Source organism: Reyranella sp. (genome assembly GCF_052439685.1).
Taxonomy (GTDB): Bacteria; Pseudomonadota; Alphaproteobacteria; order Reyranellales; family Reyranellaceae; genus Reyranella.
In genome coordinates this window covers 573,378-595,364 of sequence record NZ_JBQVQG010000001.1, presented here as the reverse complement: position 1 = coordinate 595,364, position 21,987 = coordinate 573,378, and the positions used below count along the sequence as shown (strand labels likewise).

Annotated in this window: 22 protein-coding genes; 7 read left to right on the top strand and 15 right to left on the bottom strand. The window is 67.2% G+C overall.

What is annotated here, in order from left to right:
* Positions 1-15: 15 nt before the first annotated feature.
* Positions 16-699, bottom strand: a complete 684-nt coding sequence (locus ACT6UX_RS02870; protein ID WP_444773623.1) for a YggS family pyridoxal phosphate-dependent enzyme — start codon at positions 697-699, stop codon at positions 16-18.
* Complete coding sequence (locus ACT6UX_RS02865) at positions 696-2,051, bottom strand: tetratricopeptide repeat protein (protein WP_444773622.1); 1,356 nt, start codon at positions 2,049-2,051, stop codon at positions 696-698. The genes ACT6UX_RS02870 and ACT6UX_RS02865 overlap by 4 nt, the downstream gene beginning before the upstream one ends.
* A 47-nt stretch (positions 2,052-2,098) precedes the next feature.
* Between ACT6UX_RS02865 and ACT6UX_RS02860 the strand changes: the two genes are divergently transcribed.
* Positions 2,099-2,662, top strand: coding sequence for a Smr/MutS family protein (locus tag ACT6UX_RS02860; protein WP_444773621.1), 564 nt, complete (start codon positions 2,099-2,101; stop codon positions 2,660-2,662).
* Here ACT6UX_RS02860 and ada read toward each other — a convergent pair.
* The gene (gene ada / locus ACT6UX_RS02855) at positions 2,596-3,729 is read right to left on the bottom strand and encodes a bifunctional DNA-binding transcriptional regulator/O6-methylguanine-DNA methyltransferase Ada (protein WP_444773620.1); all 1,134 of its coding nucleotides are present in this window, start codon (positions 3,727-3,729) and stop codon (positions 2,596-2,598) included. The two genes, ACT6UX_RS02860 and ada, sit on opposite strands and share 67 nt — an antisense overlap.
* Before the next feature lie 60 nt (positions 3,730-3,789).
* Positions 3,790-4,026, bottom strand: a complete 237-nt coding sequence (locus ACT6UX_RS02850) for a DUF1127 domain-containing protein (RefSeq protein WP_444773619.1) — start codon at positions 4,024-4,026, stop codon at positions 3,790-3,792.
* Positions 4,027-4,167: 141 nt separating this feature from the next.
* Between ACT6UX_RS02850 and gcvA the strand changes: the two genes are divergently transcribed.
* Complete coding sequence (gene gcvA / locus ACT6UX_RS02845; protein ID WP_444773618.1) at positions 4,168-5,091, top strand: transcriptional regulator GcvA; 924 nt, start codon at positions 4,168-4,170, stop codon at positions 5,089-5,091.
* Between the two features lie 32 nt (positions 5,092-5,123).
* Here the strand turns inward: gcvA and ACT6UX_RS02840 are convergent, their stop codons facing one another.
* From ACT6UX_RS02840 to ACT6UX_RS02830, 3 genes are all read right to left on the bottom strand, one after another.
* Complete coding sequence (locus ACT6UX_RS02840; protein WP_444773617.1) at positions 5,124-6,155, bottom strand: lysine-2,3-aminomutase-like protein; 1,032 nt, start codon at positions 6,153-6,155, stop codon at positions 5,124-5,126.
* Positions 6,156-6,219: 64 nt separating this feature from the next.
* Positions 6,220-6,909 (bottom strand): hypothetical protein, encoded by a 690-nt coding sequence (locus ACT6UX_RS02835; protein WP_444773616.1) that lies wholly within the window; start codon positions 6,907-6,909, stop codon positions 6,220-6,222.
* On the bottom strand, positions 6,906-8,561 hold the full coding sequence (locus tag ACT6UX_RS02830) for a flavin-containing monooxygenase (RefSeq protein WP_444773615.1): 1,656 nt from the start codon (positions 8,559-8,561) through the stop codon (positions 6,906-6,908). Before ACT6UX_RS02830 ends, ACT6UX_RS02835 begins: the two co-directional genes overlap by 4 nt.
* 252 nt (positions 8,562-8,813) lie before the next feature.
* Here ACT6UX_RS02830 and ACT6UX_RS02825 point away from each other — a divergent pair, with 252 nt between their 5' ends.
* Positions 8,814-9,992 (top strand): HlyD family secretion protein, encoded by a 1,179-nt coding sequence (locus tag ACT6UX_RS02825; RefSeq protein WP_444773614.1) that lies wholly within the window; start codon positions 8,814-8,816, stop codon positions 9,990-9,992.
* A 161-nt stretch (positions 9,993-10,153) separates the two neighbouring features.
* Complete coding sequence (locus ACT6UX_RS02820) at positions 10,154-11,728, top strand: DHA2 family efflux MFS transporter permease subunit (RefSeq protein ID WP_444773613.1); 1,575 nt, start codon at positions 10,154-10,156, stop codon at positions 11,726-11,728.
* Position 11,729: 1 nt separating this feature from the next.
* Here the strand turns inward: ACT6UX_RS02820 and ACT6UX_RS02815 are convergent, their stop codons facing one another.
* Positions 11,730-13,292: an AMP-binding protein gene (locus ACT6UX_RS02815; protein ID WP_444773612.1), complete on the bottom strand. Its 1,563-nt coding sequence runs from the start codon at positions 13,290-13,292 to the stop codon at positions 11,730-11,732.
* Between the two features lie 57 nt (positions 13,293-13,349).
* Between ACT6UX_RS02815 and ACT6UX_RS02810 the strand changes: the two genes are divergently transcribed.
* Together ACT6UX_RS02810 and ACT6UX_RS02805 are read left to right on the top strand one after the other, a co-directional pair.
* On the top strand, positions 13,350-14,630 hold the full coding sequence (locus tag ACT6UX_RS02810; protein WP_444773611.1) for an ArgE/DapE family deacylase: 1,281 nt from the start codon (positions 13,350-13,352) through the stop codon (positions 14,628-14,630).
* Positions 14,631-14,720: 90 nt separating this feature from the next.
* The gene (locus tag ACT6UX_RS02805; protein WP_444773610.1) at positions 14,721-15,299 is read left to right on the top strand and encodes a hypothetical protein; all 579 of its coding nucleotides are present in this window, start codon (positions 14,721-14,723) and stop codon (positions 15,297-15,299) included.
* A gap of 59 nt (positions 15,300-15,358) precedes the next feature.
* On the opposite strand, the gene ACT6UX_RS02800 is transcribed toward ACT6UX_RS02805, so the two are convergent.
* A complete protein-coding gene (locus tag ACT6UX_RS02800; RefSeq protein WP_444773609.1) occupies positions 15,359-16,456 on the bottom strand; it encodes a CobW family GTP-binding protein in 1,098 nt (365 codons plus the stop codon).
* Positions 16,446-16,979 carry a Fur family transcriptional regulator gene (locus ACT6UX_RS02795; RefSeq protein ID WP_444773608.1) on the bottom strand — a complete coding sequence of 178 codons (534 nt, stop codon included), beginning with the start codon at positions 16,977-16,979 and terminating at the stop codon, positions 16,446-16,448. The genes ACT6UX_RS02800 and ACT6UX_RS02795 overlap by 11 nt, the downstream gene beginning before the upstream one ends.
* 111 nt (positions 16,980-17,090) lie before the next feature.
* On the opposite strand from ACT6UX_RS02795, the gene hisI reads away from it, so the two are divergent.
* Positions 17,091-17,576, top strand: a complete 486-nt coding sequence (gene hisI, locus ACT6UX_RS02790) for a phosphoribosyl-AMP cyclohydrolase (protein WP_444773607.1) — start codon at positions 17,091-17,093, stop codon at positions 17,574-17,576.
* A gap of 100 nt (positions 17,577-17,676) precedes the next feature.
* On the opposite strand, the gene ACT6UX_RS02785 is transcribed toward hisI, so the two are convergent.
* Genes ACT6UX_RS02785 through ACT6UX_RS02765 form a run of 5 tightly spaced genes read right to left on the bottom strand, consistent with a single transcriptional unit; the run spans position 17,677 to position 21,940 of the window.
* Positions 17,677-18,651 carry a HoxN/HupN/NixA family nickel/cobalt transporter gene (locus ACT6UX_RS02785; protein ID WP_444773606.1) on the bottom strand — a complete coding sequence of 325 codons (975 nt, stop codon included), beginning with the start codon at positions 18,649-18,651 and terminating at the stop codon, positions 17,677-17,679.
* A 33-nt stretch (positions 18,652-18,684) separates the two neighbouring features.
* A complete protein-coding gene (locus ACT6UX_RS02780) occupies positions 18,685-19,812 on the bottom strand; it encodes an iron-containing alcohol dehydrogenase (RefSeq protein ID WP_444773605.1) in 1,128 nt (375 codons plus the stop codon).
* A 13-nt stretch (positions 19,813-19,825) separates the two neighbouring features.
* The gene (locus tag ACT6UX_RS02775; RefSeq protein WP_444773604.1) at positions 19,826-20,119 is read right to left on the bottom strand and encodes a hypothetical protein; all 294 of its coding nucleotides are present in this window, start codon (positions 20,117-20,119) and stop codon (positions 19,826-19,828) included.
* On the bottom strand, positions 20,116-21,321 hold the full coding sequence (gene zigA / locus ACT6UX_RS02770) for a zinc metallochaperone GTPase ZigA (protein ID WP_444773603.1): 1,206 nt from the start codon (positions 21,319-21,321) through the stop codon (positions 20,116-20,118). The genes ACT6UX_RS02775 and zigA overlap by 4 nt, the downstream gene beginning before the upstream one ends.
* The gene (locus ACT6UX_RS02765) at positions 21,314-21,940 is read right to left on the bottom strand and encodes a DUF1826 domain-containing protein (protein WP_444773602.1); all 627 of its coding nucleotides are present in this window, start codon (positions 21,938-21,940) and stop codon (positions 21,314-21,316) included. The genes zigA and ACT6UX_RS02765 overlap by 8 nt, the downstream gene beginning before the upstream one ends.
* Positions 21,941-21,987: the final 47 nt, after the last annotated feature.

Below are 21,987 nucleotides of genomic sequence, written 5' to 3'. Positions count from 1 at the left end.
CGGTTCGATCCGGTCCTATGGTGCGGGTGTCAGGGGCGGGCGGGAGCCGAACAGGGCGCTGCCGACGCGGACATGGGTGGCGCCCATCCGGACTGCCGTCTCGTAGTCGGCGCTCATGCCCATGCTGAGCTGGGCCAGGCCGTTGCGGGCCGCCATCTTCGCCAGCAGCGCAAAATGCAGAGCCGGCTCCTCGTCGACCGGCGGGATGCACATCAGGCCGACGACGGGCAGCTTGTACTGGTCGCGGCAGAGCGCCACGAAGGCGTCGACGTCCTTCGGCAGAATGCCGGCCTTCTGCGGCTCCTCGCCGGTATTGACCTGGATGTAGCAGGCGGGCCGGCGGCCCAGGCGCTCCATCTCCTTGACCAGGGCGGCGGCGAGGCGGTCGCGGTCGACCGACTGGATGACGTCGAACAGGGCGACGGCGTCGCGCGCCTTGTTGGTCTGCAGCGGGCCGATCAGGTGCAGTTCGAGGTCGGGATAAGCGGTCTTCAGCTCCGGGAACTTGCCCTCGGCTTCCTGCACGCGGTTCTCGCCGAACACGCGATGGCCAACTTCCAGAAGTTCGCGAACGCGGTCCGCGCCATGCGTCTTCGAGACGGCGACGAGGGTGACGTCCGACGGCGAACGACCCGACGCTCGTGCGGCCTCGGCGATGTGGCCGGTGACCTCGGCCAGACGGTCCGCGCCGGCGCTCATGCGTCGAGACCGGCGCGGGCGAGCAGGGCTTCCTCGTTGTTCGGATCGGCCGCCAGGGCGGCGTCGAGGGTCTCGCGGGCGCGGTCCAGTTCACCCAGCGCCGCGAGGCAAATGCCATAGTGGGCGAGCAGCCGCGAATCGTCCGGCAGGGCGCGCAACGCCTGCTCATGGTGCGGGCGTGCTTCGGCCGCCCGCCCCAGACCCATCAGGGCGCGCCCGTAGTTGGTCTGCACGAAGGGCTCGTCGGGTGAAACCTTCGCGGCCTTCTTGAGAATCCGCCGCGCATCGTCGAAGCGCTCGAGGCCGAGAAGCGCCAGCCCCTGGTTGTTCATCGCCCGGGCGTCACCGGACACGGCTTTCAGGTAGGGCTCCAGGATCCGGATGGCCTCGTCGAAGCGCTTGACCTGCAGGTGCAGGTTGGACAGCTGGAGGATCGCCTCCTGATCGAGAGGGTTGCGTTCCAGAACCTTCTCGAGAATCCCCGCGGCCTGTTCGCTCTGGCCGGCTGCGGCCCGGGCCAGCGCCAGGGTGTTGTAGGCCTGGCCAAAGGCCGGATCGAGCTGGAGCGCCTTCTCGATCATCGGGATGGCGTCGCTCGGGCGGCCGCCGAAATAGAGCACGTAGCCCAGCGTATGGTTCAAGGTAGCGCTGGCCGGTGCCAGTTCGAGCGCGCGGCCTGCCTCGGCAATGGCTTCGTCGTAGTGGCCGAGGGCGGCAAGGGAGAGCGAGCGGTCGCCCATGATCTGGCCGCGACGCTCGGCGTTGTCGCCGGCATCCTCCAGCGCCATGTCGAAGACTTCGATGGCGGCCGAATACCGGCCCAGGCGATAGAGGGCGTAGCCCAGCATGTTGCGGGCGCGCGCCTGCAGGGGCTTCAGCGTCTCGGTGCCATGTTCATGGATCGCGCGATCGACGTTGGCCACGAACTCCGACAGTTCGCGCTCGGCGGCGGCGAAGCGTCCCGTGTCCATGTGGACCGAAGCGAGCGCCAGGCGGGCCTCGACATGGGTGGGCGCCTGGCGGACCGTGTCGCGAAAACGCCGCGCCGCCTCGTCGAGATTGCCGAGACGACGGGCGGCGAGGCCGAGATTGTAGAGCAGCATCGGCTCGTTCGGATCCTTCGCCACGGCCTTGCGCCACAGGCCCTCGGCTTCCTTCACGGCGCCGCGCTGCGACAGGCAGACGGCGAGATAGTGGAGGATGTCGGGGCGGTCGCCGTGCCGGACGCGCGCGCTCTTGAACAGCGGCTCGGCGCGGTCGTACCAGCCGGCGCGCAGATATTGCAGGCCGGTCTGGAGGTCGGGATCGGGCTGGGGCGGGCCGTTGGGCCGAAGGGGGGGCGCGATGGCCATGGCGGGCTGTGTAGACCCGCCTCACGGCCAAGGCTAGACGAAATGGCATGGTGAAGGACGTCGAATTGTTCGCAGCGGCGATGGCCGGCGTGAAGCCGCTCGACCGGAAGAAGCGGGCGCCTGCGCTGCCTGCTCCGGCGCCGTTGCCCAAGACGGACAAAGCGCCTCCCTTGCCGCCGCGCGAGAGGCCGCCGGTCCGGCGCGCCGCCGTTCCCGACCTGTCGCCGGACGACCGCCAGTTCGACCGCGACGTCTCGCGCGCGCTCTCGCGCCGCAAGCTGGTGCCCGAGGCCACGATCGACCTGCACGGCATGACGCTCGCGGCAGCGGAGCGGGCCGTGACGGCCTTCCTGGCCAGGGTATCGGCGCAGGACATGCGCGTGGTGCTGGTGGTGACCGGCAAGGGCCTGCGCGAGGAAAGTGGCCGCACCATCGACGGCCGTATCCGCGGCGAGTTCGTGGGCTGGCTCAATCGCGGCGACAACCGCGAGCGGGTGCGGGCGGTCCGCGCCGCCCACGCCCATCATGGCGGTACGGGCGCCTTCTACCTGCTGCTGCGCCGGCGCTCCTCGGCCAGCAGCCGTTCCTTGCGCGCCACGCCCCAGCGATAGCCGGTCAGCGCGCCGCTCGATCCGACGGCGCGATGGCAGGGGATGACCCCGGCGGCCTGGTTGGTGGCACAGGCCCGGCCGACCGCGCGCGCCGCCTTGGGCTCGCCGATGCTGCGAGCGATCTCGCCATAGGTACGGGTCTCGCCGGCCGGGATCTCGGTCAGCGCCTTCCAGACCTTCCACTGGAAGGCCGTCCCCAGGATGTCGAGCGGCACGTCGGGGGCATCGAGCGCCGTGGGCTTGCGGCCGTAGAGCCGCGACAGCACGGCTGTCACGCGCGGGCCGAGAAGGGTGTCGTTGCGCTGGATCTCGGCGGCCGGAAAGTCCTGCTTCAGGCTCTTCTCCAGCGAGCGGTCGTCATCGCCCAGGAACACCGCGGCAATTCCCTTATGCGTCGCGGCCACCAGCACGCGGCCATACTCAGAGTCGGCCATGGTGTAGTCGATATGGGCTCCCGCGCCGCCCCGTGCGTAGGTGGCGGGCGTCATCCCGAGTGCCTTGTCGCTGGTCTCGTAGACGCGGCTGGGCGAGCCGTAGCCCGCGCCATAGAGCGCGTCGGCCACGCTGGCGCCGCCGCGGAGAGCACTGCGGAAGCGCTCGCGCTTGCGGGCGACCAGCCAGTCGCGGGGATTGACGCCCAGTTCGGCCAGGAAGCGTTTGCCCAACGCCCCGCTCGACAGGCCGACCTTGCGCGCCACCTCGGCCAATGAAGGCGGGGTGTCGGCATCCGCGGCGTCGAACAGCGCGCAGGCCTCCGCCACCGGCCGGCTGAGACCGAGATCGGCCCCCTTGCCCAAGACCCAGTCGCGCGGCTTGCATCGCTTGCATGCACGGAAACCCGCCGCCTCCGCCGCCTCGGGCGAGGCGTGGAAGTCGACGTTGTGCCGCAGGGGCGGACGGGCCGCGCACGAGGGCAGGCAATAGACCCCGGTCGTCCGGACCGAGAACCAGAACCTGCCATTGTAGGCACGATCACGCCGCTGGACGGCGGCCCAGCAGGTATCCGGATCGGGAAGAAGGGAAGTGGCGAGGGCCACGGCGGGAAACGAAAGAGGATGTTGGGTCATGGCGCCATCAAAGCACCACGACCCGAACTTGCTCTATCCGGCGCCCGCCGGCAATTCCGGTTAGGACCAGAAGGGCCTGGTCGCCTCGAACCGGGCGGTCGCCCGGTCGATGCCGATATCCCGCAGCAGCCGCTCGTCCAGTTGGGCCAGCTGATGTCGCGAGCGGGCGAGTTCGGCTCGGGTCATGACTTTCTCGATCCCGACCACAACCGAGCCCGCCAGCAGCGCGACGGCGCGGCCGAACGAGAAGGAGGGGACATCCGCGCGGGCGACCCGCACGTTGGATACGATCGACATGACTTAGCTCCGCTTGAGGCGATGAAACCGGGGATCGGCAGTTGCGCCTCGTTTCTGGCCTGAATTTGCTGTAACCTGTGGATACTTGCAAAGGATGAAAGCTCGGGGGAGGCATAGAATTTCTATGAGCGCGTGTCCTAGATGAGCCGTTCGCAACTCCCTCTGAATGCCTTGCGCGCCTTCGAGGCCGCTGCCCGTCATGCGAGTTTCACCCATGCCGCCGAGGAGCTTCACGTCACCCAGGCCGCCGTCAGCCATCAGGTGAAGGCGCTCGAGGAGAGGCTCGGCGTTGCCCTGTTCGTACGCCGTCCGCGCGGCCTCGAGATCACCAGTGAGGGCGAGGCGCTGCTGCCCGATCTGCGCGACGCGTTCGACCGCATGACAAACGCGCTGGAGAGGGTCGGCCGCAAGGCCAACTCCGGCACATTGAACGTGAGTCTCGTCACGACCTTCGCGCTGGGCTGGCTGGTGCCGCGCCTTCATCGCTTCCAGGCCAAGCATCCGGAAATCGAAGTGCGCATGACGACGAGCCAGAAGCGCGTCGACTTCGCGCGAGAGGATGTCGACTGTGCGATCCGGTTCACGGTGCAGCCGGAGCCCGAACTGCATGCAACGAGGCTGTTCAGCGACGTGCTGACGCCACTCTGCGGCAAGCGCTACCATGACAAGCTTAAGACGTTCGACGATCTGAAGCGCGTGCCCTTCATCGACATGACATACGATCCCGAATGGCCGATCTGGCTGCGCGCCGTCGGGCTCGGTGACTTCAAGCCGAAGCGCGTGCTCACCTTCGACTCGACGATGATCGCGGTCGAGGCGGCGATGGAAGGCGCGGGTGTGGCGGTCGGTCCGCCACAACTCTTCCGCGAGGAGCTTTCGGAGGGCCGTCTGTTCCAGCCGTTCGAGCAGATCGTCGACAGCGGCAAGGCGTGGTGGTTCGTCTGCCCGCCCGCATCGGTCAGCCGTCCCAAGACCAAGGCGTTCGAGGAATGGCTGGTCGAGGAGCTGGCCGCGCCGCAGGCCCGGACCGTCCGCCCCGCGCTGGCGCCGCCCGCCCGCCGCTGAGGCGCCCTCGAGAAATTCTAATGGCGGGAGGGTCAGTCGGACGGGTAGCGGTGCTGCCCGCCGAACACGTCCTCGACCCTCAGAGCACCGGGATCGTCGGCCAGATAAGAGGGGCCGACGGGGACCTTTCCGTGACCGCCGGGCACGTCCAGCACGTAGGTCGGCTGGGCCAGACCGGAGAGACGGCCGCGCAGCGCCTTCATCAGCGCCTGCCCCTCGGCGATGGAGACCCTGAAATGGCCCGTGCCGCGCACCAGGTCGGGATGATGCAGGTAGTAGGGTTTCACCCGGGCCGTCACCAGGGCGCGCATGAGCGCCTCCAGGGTCTCGACGGTGTCGTTCACCCCCTTCAGCAGCACGGTCTGGCCCATCAGGGGCAGGCCGGAATCGGCCAGGCGGGCCAGCGCGGCGCGGGTCGAGGGCGCGAGCTCCCGGGCGTGATTGCAATGGACGGCCAGCCAGACGCCGACCCGGCCGGGCTTGAGCGCGCGCACCAGCTCCTCGGTGACCCGATCGGGATCGACGATCGGCACGCGGCTGTGCAGTCGGACGATCGCCACATGGGGAATCGCGTCGAGGGCCGCCATCAGCTCGGCCAGGCGGCGTGGCGCCAGCATCAGCGGGTCGCCGCCGGTCAGGATCACTTCCCAGATTTCCGGACGGCTGCGGATATAGGCCAGCGCCGCCGCCAGCTCCTCGGCCGACAGGGCCTCGCCGCCTGGCCCTACCTTCTCGCGGCGGAAGCAGAAGCGGCAATAGACCGGACAGACATGGAGCGGTTTCAGCAGCACCCGGTCGGGATAGCGATGAACGATGCCCTTCACGGGCGACCGCGCCTCGTCGCCGATCGGGTCGGCGAGTTCCTCGGGCGCGACATCGGCCTCGGCGCCGCTCGGGACGAACTGCCGCGCGATCGGATCGTCGGCCAGGCGCGAGCGGTCGATCAGCGCCACCATCTCCGGCGTGACGGCGATCGCCATGGACTGCGCGGCGTCCTGCAGCCGCGGGTCGGACGACAGGAGGCCCTCGCTTTCGAGAGCTTCCAGGGAGCGCAGTGTCGGCATGGCGGCGTCGAGATAGGCGCCACGGCCGCTTGAGTCCAGCGGCCGCTCAGGTCCGGCGGCCGCCTCAGGTCCAGCGAGCCGTATCGGCGCGGTCGACGGCGGTCAGAAGCGTCGCGGTGGACACGACGGTCCAGTCGCAGAGGTCGTAGCGGCGGCTGAGCTTGTCGCGCACCGCCGCCTCGGCCTCGCCTTGGGGCAGCTTCGAGCGCTCCCACATCGCGAGGTTGGGTCGCCGGGTCAGCAGCAGGCTGCGCACGCCGCCGTGCAGGCCCGCGCCGGTCACCTCGTCCGGGCCGCTCCCGGTGCGGTCGCCGGTCGCCTGCCACAGGCCGATCACCTGCGAATCGTAGGCGCCCTCGAAGCCGGGCCATGCCGCGGCACACAGGTCGAGGAATTCCGGCCAGTTCGGTTCCGGCACGGCGAACCAGCGGAAGGCGTAGTTGCCCTGCCGGGTCGGTGGCGCCGTGTCGGTCGGACGAAGCGTTGGCGTCAGGACCTCGCTGGTTACGGTGCGGACGTCGTCGGTATGGGCCAGCAGTGCGCGTTCGGCGGCGGCTGCCGTGATTCCCTGCGGCCAGACGCTGATCGCCTGCACCTCGTCACGCGGGCGGCCGATCTGGCTGCGCCAGACGCCGTAGAGCTGGCCACCCGCTTCGCCGATGCGTCGAGCGCCATCGGCAGCCAGCCGGCCGGCGACCGTCTGCCAGCGGCGCGGCGCGGCGTCGATGCGGTGATGGACGAAGCTGGGGGTCATGCCACCACTTTGTGACGGCTGAGCGTGAAGCCTTCGTAGCCGCCTTCCGTGACCTCGTCGCAACGCTTCTTGTAGCGGTCGAAGCCGCCGACATAGGGCATGAACACGCGCGGCTTGCCGGGGATGTTGGCGCCCACATACCAGGAGTTGGCCAGCGGATAGAGGGTGCTGTCGGCCACCGCATTGACGTGCCCGACCCAGTCTGCCTCGGCTTGCGGCGACGGCTCGATGCGGTCGAGCTGGTGCTTGCCGAGATGGTCCAGCGCATCGGCGATCCAGTCCACATGCTGCTCGATCGAGGCGATCATCTGCGTCTTCACGCCGGGGCTGCCGGGGCCGGTGACGACGAACATGTTGGGAAAGCCCGAAACCATCAGGCCGAGATAGGTGAGGGGTCCGCCTTCCCAGTGGTCGGCCAGCACCGCGCCGTCGCTGGTGCGGATGTCGATCTCGCGCAGCGCCCCGGTCATCGCGTCGAAGCCCGTCGCGAAGACGATGGCGTCGAGTTCGTACTCCGTCTTGCCGGTGCGCACGCCCTTCTCGGTGATCTCCTGGATCGGGTCGGAGCGCACGTCGACCAGCTCGACGTTGTCGCGATTGTAGGTCTCGTAATAGTTCGTATCGAGGCAGAGCCGCTTGGTGCCGATCGGATGGTCCTTCGGCGCCAGCAGCTCGGCCGTCGCCTTGTCCTTCACGATGCCGCGGATCTTGTTGCGGGCGAACTCCGAGGCCGTGTCGTTGGCCTCCTTGTTCACCAGAAGATCGGTGTACGTGTAGAGGTAGCTGATGCTGCCGCCTTCCTGCCACTTGGCCTCATAGGCGGCATTGCGCTCCTCCTCGGTGGCCTCGAGCGCCGACCTGGTTGGCCGGGGATAGCCGCCGATCGCGAAGGGTGTGTCGTAGGCAGCGCGGCGGCGCGCCGGATACTCGGCCTTGTGCCGGCTCTCGCGCTCTTCCTCCATTGGCGCGTTGCGCGCCGGCAGGCTGAAGTTGGCGGTGCGCTGGAAGACGTGCAGGTGCCTGGCCTGCTGGGCGATCAGCGGGATCATCTGGACGCCCGAGGAGCCCGTGCCGATGACGCCGACCCGGAGGCCGGTGAAGTCGACACCCTCATGCGGCCACAGGCCCGAATGGTACCACTTGCCCTTGAAGCTGCCGATGCCCTTGAAGTCGGGCACGCGCGGTGTCGAGAGATTGCCCGCCGCCATGATGCAGTAGCGCGCGCGGATCTCCTCGCCCTTCTCGGTGCGCAAGGTCCACTCGTTGGCCTTGCCATCGAAGATGGCCGACTTGATGCGGGTGTCGAGCTGCACGTCGCGACGCAGATCGAAGCGGTCGGCGACATGGTTGATGTATCTCAGGATCTGGGGCTGGGTGCCGTAGCGCTCCGGCCATTTCCACTCCTGCTGCAGCTCGTCTGAAAAGCTGTAGGAGTATTCGAGACTCTCGACGTCGCAGCGCGCGCCCGGGTAGCGGTTCCAGAACCAGGTGCCGCCGATGCCGGAACCGGCTTCATAGGCGCGGACCTTGAGGCCGAGCTTGCGCAGGCGATGGATGGCATAGAGGCCGGCCAGTCCGCCGCCGACGATCGCGACATCGAGGGGGGCGACATCGAGCGGGCGAGGCGCGGGTGCGTGGGAAGCATCGGGCATGCGACGGCTCCTGTTCTGGATTTTTGCTCTGCGAGCGGTGTCCGACGAGCTTGCGTAAGCAGCGTCGACTCGGTCGCCCGCTTTTGCAAGAGCGACGAGCACGGATGCGGAACTGGCGCGGCGTCATGCAGTGCGCGCGTTGCTGCATGGCGATGCCCGTGCGCGAGAACGGGTGGCCCGCGGATTGTTTCGGCCTTATTCTTTTTTCATGACAGAAGCGCGAAACCCCGGTTGAAAGCGGCAGGATAAGTCGTGGATCAATCGGTGCCGCCGCCCGCCCTCAAGACATCGCCTGTATCGCCCGCCGTCGGCGTCGCGCCTGCGGCGCGCGTGAGCCGGACATCCGGCATCATGCGTCTTCTGCTGCGCCCGCGCTTCATCGCCATCGGCCTGCTGTTGCTCGCGGCGGTCGCCTATGGCGGCCGCGAACTCCATCTTCGACTCACCCACGTCTACGAGTACGACGCCCGCGTGACCGCCGACATCGTGACGGTGTCGAGCCGTGCCGAAGGGTGGATCGTCGAGCTTCCGGTGCGCGAGGGCCAAAGGGTCGAGGCCGGTCAGACCCTGGTCAAGATCGACGACCGGGCGGCCAAGCTGCGGGTCGACGGCTTGCGCGCGCAGATCGAAGGCGTGCGGGTCGAGCGGGCGCGGCTGCGCGCCGAGCGCAAGCTCGACCAGAACCAGGCCGATGCCGCCATGCGCACGCGCGCCTCGACCATCACCGTGCGCGAAAAGGCGCTGGCGGCGCTGCAGGCCGACCTCGACTTCGCCAAGCTCGAGCTCGATCGCAGCCGCACGTTGTTCGCCAGCAAGGTCGTCAACGAGCGGCAGCTCCAGATGGCGCAGGCCGCGGTCACCAAGCTCGAGATCCAGATCCTGCAGCTCCAGGCCGAGCACGAGCAGGCCGAGGGCAGTCTCGGCGAGGCGCGGGTCGGCCACGACCGGCTGGGCGTGATCGACGCCCAGATCGAGGCGTTGACCCACCAGGTCGCGGTGCTGGCGGCGCAAATGCGCCAGCAGCAGGTCGATGTCGAGGACCGCACGATCAAGAGCCCGATCCCGGCGGTGATCGACCGCACCTTCACCCTGCCCGGCGAATATGTGGCGGCGGGCCAGCGCATCCTGCTGCTGCACAATCCAGACGAGGTCTGGGTCGAGGCCAACATCAAGGAGACCCAGGTCGGCAAGCTGAAGATCGGTCAGCCCGTGCGTGTCTCGGTCGATGCCTATCCCAACGAAACGTTCGTCGGTCGCGTCGGCCGCATCGGCAGCGCCACGACGGCGCGCTTCGCGCTCCTGCCGACACCCAATCCCTCGGGCAACTTCACCAAGATCACGCAGCGCGTGCCGGTGAAGATCGATATCGTCCAGATGCCGAAGCCGCTGACGCCCGGCATGATGGTCGAAGTCGAAATTGACATTCGGTAGGGCGGAGCGGGCGATCATGTCGTTGCCCATCCTTCGAGACGGCCGCGCCGCGGCCTCCTCAGGATGAGGTTTGCGATGTTGGAACCAAAACGACCTCATGCTGAGGAGCGAGCAGAGCAAGCGTCTCGAAGCATGGGTAACGACAATGCTGTAGCCGCATCATGACGGCGGCAGCCGTTCCCCTGCAAACGGCGGCGGCGCTCACGGAGCGCTACGGGCCTTCCTATCGCTGGCTGGTCACCGTCACCGGCATGATGGGCGTCGTGTCGATGGTGCTCGCCATGACCACGGTCAACGTGGCGGTGCCCGACGTCATGGGCGCCTTCGGCATCGGCCAGGACAAGGCGCAGTGGATGTCGTCGGCCTACATGGCGACGATGACGGCGGGCATGCTGATCAACGCCTGGGTGAGCGGCATCCTGGGCGAGCGCCGCACCTTCGTGGGCGCGCTGTTCTTCTTCTCGGTGGGTGCGCTGATGGGCGGCTCGGCGCCGACCGAGGATGCGCTGATCTTTGCCCGCGTGCTGCAGGGCTTCAGCGCCGGCATCGCCCAGCCGCTGGTGATGGCCACGATCTTCACCGTCTTCCCGCCAGAGCGCCGCGGCATGGCGATGGGCGTGTTCGGTCTCGGCGTCGTCTTTGCGCCGGCGATCGGGCCGACCTTGGGCGGGCTGATGATCGAATACTTCTCCTGGCGTTACGTCTTCTTCATCTCGCTGCCGTTCTGCGTCGTCGCGGCCGTCCTCGGCATGGTCTTCATGCCGACCCGGCCGATCCCGAAGGTCATCCCGCCCTTCGACTGGCTGGGCTTCGCGCTGCTCTGCACGGCGCTGCTGGGGCTGATGACCGGCATCGCCGACGGCCAGCGCGAGGGCTGGAGCTCCGACGCCATCGTGTTCCGGCTGGTTCTCGGCGCCGTGGCCACCGTCGCCTTCGTCGCCTGGGAACTCTACACGCCGCGGGCGCTGCTCGACGTGCGCATCTTCGGCAATGTCGAGTTCGCCGCCGCGGCCCTCATCGCCTTCATCTTCGGCGCCGGCATGATGGGTTCGACCTACATCATCCCCGTCTTCGTGCAGACCATCATCGGCTTCACGCCACTGTTGGCGGGGCTGATGATGATGCCGGCCGGCATCATGCTGGCCTTCATCTTCCCGCTGGCCGGGCGGCTGTCGGACGCCATGCCGGCCTCGACCATGATCATCGGCGGACTGATTCTGTTCGCCGCCGGCTTCGCCTGGATGACGACCGCCGACATCGACACGACCTTCTGGACGCTGGTCTGCATGGTCATGGTGTCCCGGCTGGGGCTGGGCTTCATCAACCCCAGCCTCAACGCCTCGTCGCTCAAGGCGCTGCCGGCCGACAAGGTGCGCCAGGGTTCGGGCGTCGCCAATTTCATGCGCCAGCTCGGCGGCGCCTTCGGCATCAACCTGATGGTGGCGTTCTTCGAGATCCGCACCCGTTTCCATGCCGATGCGCTGACGGCGACCCAGGACTGGGGCAACCGCACGACAGACCGCATGCTCACCCAGGTCGAGCACCTGATGCAGAAGAGCGGCCTGCCGTTTCAGCAGCAGAAGGCGGGCGCCCTCGAGTATCTGGCCACGATGCTGCAGAGCAACGCGCAGATGATGGCGTTCTCCGACACGTTCATCGTGGTGGGCGTGGTGGCGCTTCTGGCCCTGTTTCCCGCGGCGATGCTGTCGCGTTCGCAGCGCCGGTCGCGCGGATGAGTCACACGATGCGGCTCTTCTTGTCGCCCCAGTAACGGTCGCGCAGCAGGCGCTTGTAGAGTTTGCCGGTCGGCAGGCGCGGCAGCTCGTCCTCGAAATCGATGGAGCGCGGCACCTTCTGCCGGGCGAGATGCTGGCCGCAGAAGGCGATCAGCTCCTCGGCGGTGGCGTCCGTCTTCGGCACGCCCGGCATGAGCTGGACGACCGCCTTCACCTCCTCGCCGAGATCGGCGTTGGGGACGCCGAACACCGCCGCGTCGGCCACCTTGGGATGGGTGATCAGCAGGTTCTCGCATTCCTGCGGGTAGATGTTCACGCCGCCGGAAATGATCATGAAGGTCGCGCGGTCGGTCAGATAGAGGTAGCCGTCGGCATCGACATAGCCGACGTCGCCCACCGTGCTCATCGTGCCGTCTTCGGAGCGCGCCTCGCCTGTCTTGGCGGGGTCGTTGAAATACTCGAACGGCGTCGCGGTCTTGAACCACAGGGTCCCGGCCGTGCCGGTGGGTAGCGGCTTCATGTCGTCGTCGAGCACGTGCAGTTCGCCCAGGAGGACGCGTCCGACCGTGCCCTTGTGCGCCAGCCATTCCTGCGAGTTGCAGGCCGTGAAGCCCAGCCCCTCGGTGGCGCCGTAATATTCGTGGATGATCGGGCCCCACCAGCCGATCATCTGTTCCTTCACCTGGACCGGGCAGGGCGCCGCCGCATGGATGGCGATTTCCAGCGAACCGAGTTCGTACCGCTTCCGCGTCTCCTCCGGCAGCTTGAGCATCCGCGAGAACATCGTCGGCACGAGCTGGCTGTGCGTGACGCGATATTTTTCGATGAGCTGCAGGTAATGCTCGGGGTCGAAGCGCTCCATGACGATTACGGTGCCGCCCATCCGGATCGTGAGGTTCACCGCCGCCTGCGGCGCCGAATGGTAGAGCGGCGCCGGCGACAGGTAGATCATGCCTTCGCAGTACTGCCAGAGCTTCAGCAGGAAGGAGAAGATCGGCAGGAGCTGCGACGGCGGCTGTTCGGCCAGCGGCCGTACGATCCCCTTCGGCCGTCCCGTGGTGCCGGACGAGTAGAGCATCGCGGTCCCGAGCGATTCGTCGGCGATCGGCGTCGCGGGCAGGCCGGTCGTTGCCTCCGCGAGATTGACGATCTTCGCGCCGCCGGCCGATTCGCCACCGGGCCCGTCGACGACGATGCAGAACGCGATTCCCGGACAGTGGGCCAAGGCCGCGAGGGCCACGTCCCGCTTGGCCTGGGAGGTAATGAGCACTTTCGAGGCGCTGTTGTTCAGGATGTAGGCAAGCTCGTCGGCCGTCAGGAACGAATTCACGCACGTGTAGTAGGTGCCGGCGCGCTCGCCGGCGGTGCAGCACTCCACGTAGCGCGCGTTGTTTTCCATGAAGATCGAATAGTGGTCGAGCCGCTTCACGCCATGGGCGCGCAGCAGGTGCGCCAGCCGGTTGCTGCGCGCTTCCAGCTCGCCATAGGTCACGGTCTCGCCGCTGCCGGCCATGATCACCGCAGGATGGGACGCCTGCGTCGTCGCGTGTTTGCCCGGGTACATTTTGTTTCCTCCTCGGAAACTATAGACGCCGTACCGGGGCTGCGCCAAAGTCCGCGCATGCTCGAATCATCGCTCAAGTCCAAAATCATGGACGAAGTCGATCGCCGCTTCGACGATCAGACGAACGTACTGGCCGACCTGGTGCGGATTCCCTCGACCCGGTTCCAGGAAGCCCCGGCCCAGGACATGATGGCGCGCCTGTTCAAGGAGGACGGGCTCGGTGTCGACCGCTGGCAGATCAAGATCGACGATCTCAAGCACCTGCCGGGCTACTCGCCGCATTCGCTGGATTACGACGATGCCTGGAACGTGGTCGGGGCCTGGCGGCCATCCAATCCGAAGGGCCGCTCGCTGATCCTCAACGGCCATATCGACGTCGTGCCCGAGGGGCCGCACGAGATGTGGACCCGCAATCCCTACGACGCCTACATCAAGGACGGCTGGATGTACGGCCGCGGTTCGGGCGACATGAAGGCCGGGCTGATCCTGAACGTCTTCGCGCTGCGCGCGCTGCGCGCACTGGGCTACATGCCGGCGGCCGACGTCTACCAGCAGTCGGTGGTCGAGGAGGAGTGCACGGGCAACGGCGCACTTGCCTGCCTGCAGCGCGGCTATCGCGCCGAGGCGGCGCTGATCCCCGAGCCGTCGGGCTGCACGCTCACCGTCTCGCAGGTTGGCGTCATGTGGTTCCAGGTCAAGGTCACCGGCCATCCGGTCCATGTCTACAAGGCGGATGCGGGCTCCAATGCGATCGAATCGGCCTTTCGCCTGATCCAGCAGCTGCGCGAACTCGAGAAGAAGTGGAACGCGCTGAAGGAACACGACAAGCACTATTGCGACCATCACCATCCGGTGAACTTCAACGTCGGCAAGATCGCCGGCGGCGATTGGGCGAGCTCGGTCCCGTCCTGGTGCACCTTCGACATGCGTGTCGGCGTTCTGCCGACGCAGACGCTGAAGGAGTGCCGGCAGGAGATCGAGGATCTGATCCGCGGCGCGGCGGCCAACGATCCCTTCCTCGGCAACAACCTGCCGACCGTGAGCTGGGAAGGCTTCCAGGCCGAGCCCTACGTCCTGAAGAACCACGAGCATGTGCGCGACATCCTGGCGGAAGCGCACAAGACGGTGTTCGGCGCCGAACTCGACGACCGTCGCACGACCGGCACGACCGACGCCCGCTTCTTCGGCCTCTATGCCGGTCTGCCGGCCCTCGTCTACGGGCCGCAGTCCGACGATGTCCACGGCTTCGACGAGCGGGTGAACATCGAGTCGATCCGCAAGATCACCCAGTCGACGGCGCTGTTCATCGCCGAATGGTGCGGCCTCGAGAAGGTGTGACGGCGGCGAAAGAGGAGCAGAGTCGCGATCTCTGCGCCCACTACTGCGGTTGCAAAATCTGGCCCTGGTTCGCAAGATCGGCGTCAAGGAATGACACGCCATTCCAGACAGCGAACGAATCGGGAGCTCGAACTTACCAAAGAGCAGGTGGGGCTGGAGGGGCCGCTCAGCAACCCTCCGATCGTACTGCGGCAGGACCGACACGAACACATGATGACGTGCCTCGGCTTCCTTGCTGGCGCTTCGCTATTGACCTCGCCTCTTGGATCGGCGTTTCACGGCGCACCGCACTATCTTGTCCCGGTGCTAGGCCTGATCGGCGTAACGTTCGGCTTGAAAGCAATGTTTCCGGGCGCGCTCGTCCTCGACGCCGACGGCCTCGTCTGGCGCGGCTTGTTCTGGACGATCGAGTTCCGCTGGAGCGACTTCAGACGCTTCCGCGGCGTGTTGCCCGATGGCGAAAATCGAGTCGAAGGCGACATGTCGGGCGCGTTGCGGCGGCGCCTCGGGTGGCGACGCTATCTCCTGGGCAGGTCGGGATCGGTGAACTTCGGCGATAGTTGGGAGCTGCCCGCCGCGCGCGTAGCGGAGGTATTGAGGGAGGCTCGGGCGCGCTGGGGGCCGACGGAGCCGGATCCCGATACGAGGTCGCTGTTCGCCGAGGATTGAGAGTGCGCTGATGGGGCGGCCTGGAGAAGGTCTGACCGGCTACGGACAACGCCCGTCGTTCAGACGGGCGCGAACATCCTCAGCGTGTCGCGTAGAGCCGATTCGTCGAGGTCGCGGGTGATGAACACGATGCGCGAGCGGCGGTCGTTGCCTGGCCATTTCTTCATCTGCAGGGGCGGGTGAAAGACGTGCTGCACCCCGTGGATGACGAGAGGCCCGTCGAAGCCCTCGATGTTCACGATGCCCTTCACGCGCAGGATGTCCGGCCCCTTCATCGCCAGGAGAAGGCCCAGCCAGGTATCGAAGGCCGAAGCCGGAATGGGCGGTTCGACGGTCAGGCAGACTGCCTTGATGTGCTCGTCGTGGCGGTTGATGTCGTGCCCATGCCCATGCCCATGCCCATGCCCATGCCCATGCCCATGCCCGTGCCCGTGTTCATGATCATGGCTGTGTCCCGATGACCCGTAGGCCTCGGCTTTCAGCCAGCGCTGCACGTCGAGGCTCTTGGCTTCCGGATTGTACAATCCGGCATCCAGGAGGCTCGCAGGGTCGACCTCGCCCTGCCGGCTGACGATGATCGGGGCCGCCGGGTTCAGGCGTCGCAGTCGCTGGGACAGCGCTATCGATTGCGCTGGCGGGACCAGGTCGGTCTTGGTCAGCAGCAGGCGGTCGGCGACGGCGGCTTGTTTGACGGATTCGATCTGCCGGTCGAGGGTGGCGTCGCCGGTTGCCGCATCTACGGTCGTGATGACGCCATCCAGACGATAGGTCGAGGTGAGGGCGAGGTCGGACATCAGCGTGTGCAGGATCGGCGCCGGATCGGCCAGCCCCGTCGTTTCGATCAACACCCGTTCGAACGGCGCAATGCTTCCGTTGAGCTTGCGGGCGGTCAGAGCGCGCAACGTGTCGACGAGGTCGCCGCGAATGGTGCAGCAAAGGCATCCGCTCTTCAGCAGGACCATGTCCTCGGTGGAACTCTCGACCAGTTCGTGATCGAGACCGATCTCGCCGAACTCATTGATCACGACGACGGTGCGCGCGAATTCCGGCCGCGACAGGAGCTTGTTGAGGACCGTCGTCTTGCCACTTCCGAGAAACCCGGTCAGCAGCGACACGGGGACCAGCGGGCCGCCGGGCAGACCTTTTCTATCGCTCATCGGAGGCACCTCGTATCACCGTGTCGGCCGCGGCCTCGGCACAACGATCGCAGGTGCCGCTGCACTCGATGACCGGCCTGGCAATATGGAACTTGAGGGTCGCCGCATTGCTCTCGATCAGTTCCGCGAGGACGGGGCTTTCGACCGCCACCGAGCTGTCGCATGTGTCGCAGAGAAAGAGCACGGGCGACCCCGGTCGCTCGGGATGATCCCGCAGGATGTAGGCGTTCCGGCTCTCGACGCGGAGGATGGAGCCGATCTCCAGAAGGAATTCGAGCGCCCGGTAGATCGTCGGAGGCGTGTGCTTCCTGCCGACTTCGTCCTGCAGCAACACCAGCAGGGCATAGGCCCCCAGGGGGCGGTTGGACCGCGCAATGATGCGCAGGACCGCGGCCCTCAGCGCCGTAAGCCGGAGACCCTTCTGGTCGCAAGCCTGCTGGGCAGCCTGAACCGCACGGTCGACTTGCGGTGCCGTCTCGGTCGGTGCCGTCTCTGGCGGTGCCGATGGAGGGGATTGAACCATGAGCTTCAGCCTCGCCTGATGCGTAATGCATAACACGCAGGAATGTTATAACATTGCATTTGATATTCGCTGCCGTCAAGGTCGCCGTACCAACCATGCGAGGAGTTCCCGATGCCGCAGCGTGCCCGTCTGGCGACGCGACTGTCCGTTGAGCAGGTCGAGGAAGGCCTGACGCTCGCCCCGAAGTTCGATCGTGACGGCCTGATTCCCGTCGTCACCACCGATGCCGATTCAGGCGAGGTGCTGATGGTGGCCACGATGGACGCCGAGGCCCTGTTGCGGACGGTCGATACGAGAGAGGCCCATTACTGGAGCCGCAGCCGGCAGCGCCTCTGGAAGAAGGGCGCGACGAGCGGTCTCGTCCAGGATGTCGTGGAAATGCGTATGGACGACGATCAGGACGCCGTCTGGCTGCGGGTTCGCGTCAGGGGCGCGGGCGCGAGCTGCCATGTCGGCTACCGCTCCTGCTTCTATCGCTCTGTCGTGCTGGAGCCGCACGAGGCGGAGCGGCCGATCGCCCTGCGCCAGGAAGAGGCCGCCAAGGCGTTCGATCCCGTCGAGGTCTACGGCGATGCCCCGAACCCGACCCGGCTCTAGCAGGCCGTCGAACCGTCGGGAGTCCGGGCAAATAAACGAAACAAACGAAATAAACGAAACAATCGAAGCCGGAGTCGCACCCTCTGACGCCGACCGTCCCTCAGGTCCATCCCATCTGACGGGCGACGGCCCCGAGCAGGAGTACGCCAGCGGTGCCGATCACCACCAGCGACGACGCGACGGCGATCGCCCGGCCGAAGGCGGCTGACCGATCCTCGGCGACGATGAGGCGATGGGCGAGCATCGAAGCCATGCCGATGGCCGCGAGCGCCAGGGCCATGCCGGCCGCGATGGCGACCACGCCGACGATGCCGGCCCACAGAACGTCGAGCGCCAGCGACAGCAGCACCAGGATCAGCGCGCCGGCGCAAGGCGCGGCGCCCGCGGCGCTCAGCAGCATCAGGCCGGAGCGGCGATGCAGGAATCCGGCTGACCTTGCATCGGCCCGACGGGGCGGATGACGGGGCGGATGAGGCGCCTGATCGTGATGATGCTCGTGCGCGCCGTGGTGATGCCCGTGCCCATGCCCGCCGTGATCGTGGTTGCAGGCGGCGGCCTCGCCCCGTAGCCCGGCCCGCAGTCGCCATAGTCCGACCGTGAGGATCAGCACATACGAGGCGATCTCGACCAGTCGGACGTGCGCGAGCGCGCCGAACAGCCCGGCGACGCTCATGAGCTTGAGGCCGACTGCCAGGACGAGGGCCGACAGGGTGTGGGTGATGGCGATCCAAGCGCCGGCGAAGATGCCCTCGATCCACCGCCGCGGCTCGGTGCCATCGAGGAAATAGGCGACGATCACAGCCTTGCCATGTCCCGGACCCAGTGTGTGCACGACCCCGTAGCCGAAGCAGAGAGACAGCAGGATCCACAGAGCGGCCGCCGACCCCGATCCGCTGCCGACGTCCTGAAGCGACGTCGTGAGCTGATGCTGGATCTGCCGCTGGTAGGCCGCCGATTCGCGGGCGAGCCACGCCAGTCCGTCGGACGAGACGAGGGCGAAACCCAAGGCTGCGAGCAAGGAAAGGCCGAGCCAGAAGAAAGGCGAGTGAACGGCGGCCAGGGTCCTGGTTCTCATGACGCTTGTACCCTGGCTTGGGAGACGGCGGGCCTAGAGGGCGGCGTGGAAGAGGATGCGATAGACTTCGGCGTCGACGGTCCGCGGCGTGGTGCGACTGGAGAGGTCGGCCACGGCATGCGGCACGAGGTCGGGGATCATCTCCTCGGTGACGCCCATCGCGCCCAGACCCTCCGGCAAACCGATGGCCGCGTTGCGCGCTAAAACCGCTTCGGCCAGATCGGCCCCGGCGGGGAGGCCCATGGCTTCGGCCAGCCGATCGTACTTGTCGGGCGCCGTGCCGGCGTTGAAGCGCAGGATCGTGGGCAGGATCACGGCGTTCAGCGTGCCGTGGTGCAGCCTGAGGCCGGGCAGGCGGCCGGCGGCGTGGCTCATCGAATGGACGGCGCCCAGTCCCTTCACGAAGGCCATCGCCCCTTCGGTCGAGGCCATCATCATGTTCCAGCGCGCCTCGCGGTCACTGCCGTCGTGCACGGCCCTCTCGATGTGCCGCCAGGCCCGCCGCAGCCCGTCGTAACCAATGCCTTCGGCCGGGGGATTCACAACCGGCGACAGAATGGCTTCCATGCAATGGGTCACCGCATCCATGCCGGTCGCCGCCGTGAGCGCCGCGGGCAGGCCGAGGGTCAGCTCGGGATCGCAGATGGCGACGCTCGGGATCATCTTCGGGCTCGCGAAGGTGAGCTTGCGGCCGTCCTGCATGACGATCACGAAGCCGACCGACACCTCGCTGCCGGTGCCCGATGTCGTGGGAATGGCAATGACCGGCGCGACCCGGTCGATCCGGCGGGCGCCGCCCGTGAGTGGATCGTAGCGGTCGAGGGAGCCGCCGCTGCCGGCCAGCAGGGCGACGGCCTTGCCGAGGTCCATGGACGATCCGCCGCCGAGGCCGATGACGCCGTCGCACTCGTTCGATCGGTAAAGTTCGAAGGCCGCCAGCGCCGCCACCTCGGTGGGATTGCCCGGCGTGTCGTCAAAGATGGGAATGCTCGACGCGCCCGGAATGACGCCGAGCACGGTATCGAGCAGGCCGGCGGCACGGACCCCGCGGTCAGTGGCGATCAGTGGCCGGTGAATGCCGAGACGCTCCAGCTCCTTGGCTAGCATGCGGATGGCGCCGAAGTCGAAATGCGTGGTGGTGAGATAGTTCAGGATCGCCATGTCCGCCGTCTTCTCAATTTGTCCTGGGGGCAGCCGCCGCATCGTCGAGCAGGTGCGCGACGCCGCGGAGATAGGCCGAGGTTCTCGCCGGTGGGGCGCCGCGCGATCCGAGGTCGATCAGTTCCTGCACCAGGGCGTCGGCGATGGCATTGCCCGGAAGCCATTGCTCCCGTGCCATCGCGATGGCGTCCTTCAAAAGGGCGCGGGCCTTGGCGACGTCGGCGGCATGCACTTCGGCGATGCGGGCTTCCGGACTCAGGCCGGCGCCATCGTCGTGACCGGTGCCGGGTGGATGCCGGCCGCTCATTCGTGTCCCGGCATTTTCCAGACGGGGAAGGGGTCGGGGAGTCGTCCCCACATCGCGGGCCCCATCTTCATCTCGGCATCTGTCAGCAGGCAGTCGTCGAGGCGGCGCGTGAGTTCCTTGCGGTCCATGCCCTTGGTGCCGATGAAGACGATCTCCTGCCGGCGGTCGCCGTAGGGGCTTTTGAAGGAGTTGCGGATGGTGGCGCGCCAGGTCGAGTCCTGGGGCCAGTCCTCCCGCTTCACCGCCGCCCACCAGGCGCCCGCTGCTTCGTGGCGAAGCATGCCGCCGGCCTGGCTAAGGGAGCCCGCGAAGTTCATCCGCGAGGCCAGCCAGAAGAAGCCCTTCGAGCGGATCACACCGTCCCAGCGGCCGTTGAGCAGGGCGTACAGCCGCATCGGATTGAACGGCCGGCGCGCCTTGTAGACGAAGCTCCAGAAACCGTAGGTCTCGGTCTCCGGCGTGTGGATGCCGCGCATCTCCTGCATCCAGCCGGGGGCCTGGCTCGCTTTTTCGTAGGAGAACAGGCCGGTGTCCATGATCTGATCGAGCGGCACCTTGCCGAACTCGCCGGTGACGATCCGGGCCTTGGCATTGAGACGCCGCAGCATCGTCTTGAGGAAGCCGAGATCCTCGGGCGAGATCAGATCAGCCTTGTTCACGACGATGACGTCGGCGAACTCGACCTGCTCGACCAGCAGGTCGACGACCGTCCGCGTATCCTCGGGCTCGGCGGTCTGGCCGCGCTGGTGCAGGAAGTCGGCCGAGCTGTAATCCTCGATAAATGACCTGGCGTCGACGACCGTCACCATCGTGTCGAGGCGCGCGACCTTGGACAGGCTCTTGCCGGCCTCGTCCTCGAATTCGAAGGTAGCGGCGACCGGCATCGGCTCGGAAATGCCGGTCGATTCGATCAGCAGATAGTCGAAGCGACCCTCTCCCGCCAACCGCTCGACCTCCTCGAGGAGATCCTCGCGCAGGGTGCAGCAGATGCAGCCGTTCGACATCTCGACCAGCTTCTCTTCGCTGCGGCTCAACTCGGCACCGCCCTGGCGCACGAGGGCGGCATCGATGTTGATCTCGCTCATGTCATTCACGATCACCGCGACCTTGCGGCCCTCGCGGTTATTGAGGACATGATTGAGCAAGGTCGTCTTGCCGGCGCCGAGGTAGCCGGACAGCACGGTGACGGGGAGTCTATTCATCGTCGTGAACCTCATTGAGGCAGAGGAAGAGTCTCGTCTGGCCGCTGCCGGCGACCGGTGGGGAGCGATGCACGATGGCCTCGGTGCCGGCCCGCACCACGCCCTTGAACAGACCGGCGGCAAAGCGCGGGAGTTCGTTCAGGGGACCGCGGTAGCGGCGCTGGGCCTTCAGCGCGCGGGCGGCCTGCTCGAGCGGCGGCCATTGCGTGCCGGGCCCGCGATAGGTTGCGTTGAGACGGTAGCCGACATGGTCGCGATGGAAGCGCCAGCAGGCATCGTGGGCGATCGCTTCGAGGCGCAGGTCGACGTCGCGGCTGCCGGTCCGTGCGGCGAAGCAGCGTGCGAGCGCTGCGATGTCGTCGATCAGCGCGCGACGTTCGGGACCGTCGGCGAGCTCGACGAGATCGCAGAGGGCGGCGAGCCGGGCCGGGACACAGGCGGCCGGTCCGATGAAGTGGCCTTCGGGCAGGCGTTCGGTCGGCAGGGAATCGAGCCAGGCCGCGAGCTCCGCGGATTGCGGGCGCTGCCAGATGGCCAGCGCGACGTCGGGCTCGGCGATACGATGCAGCACGATGTCATCGTGGCTCTCGACGACCCGTTTGTTCTCTGTACCAGACAAGGGGAGCCCTCTCCGAAGTCAGGGACGACCGTGACGACCTCCTGAGT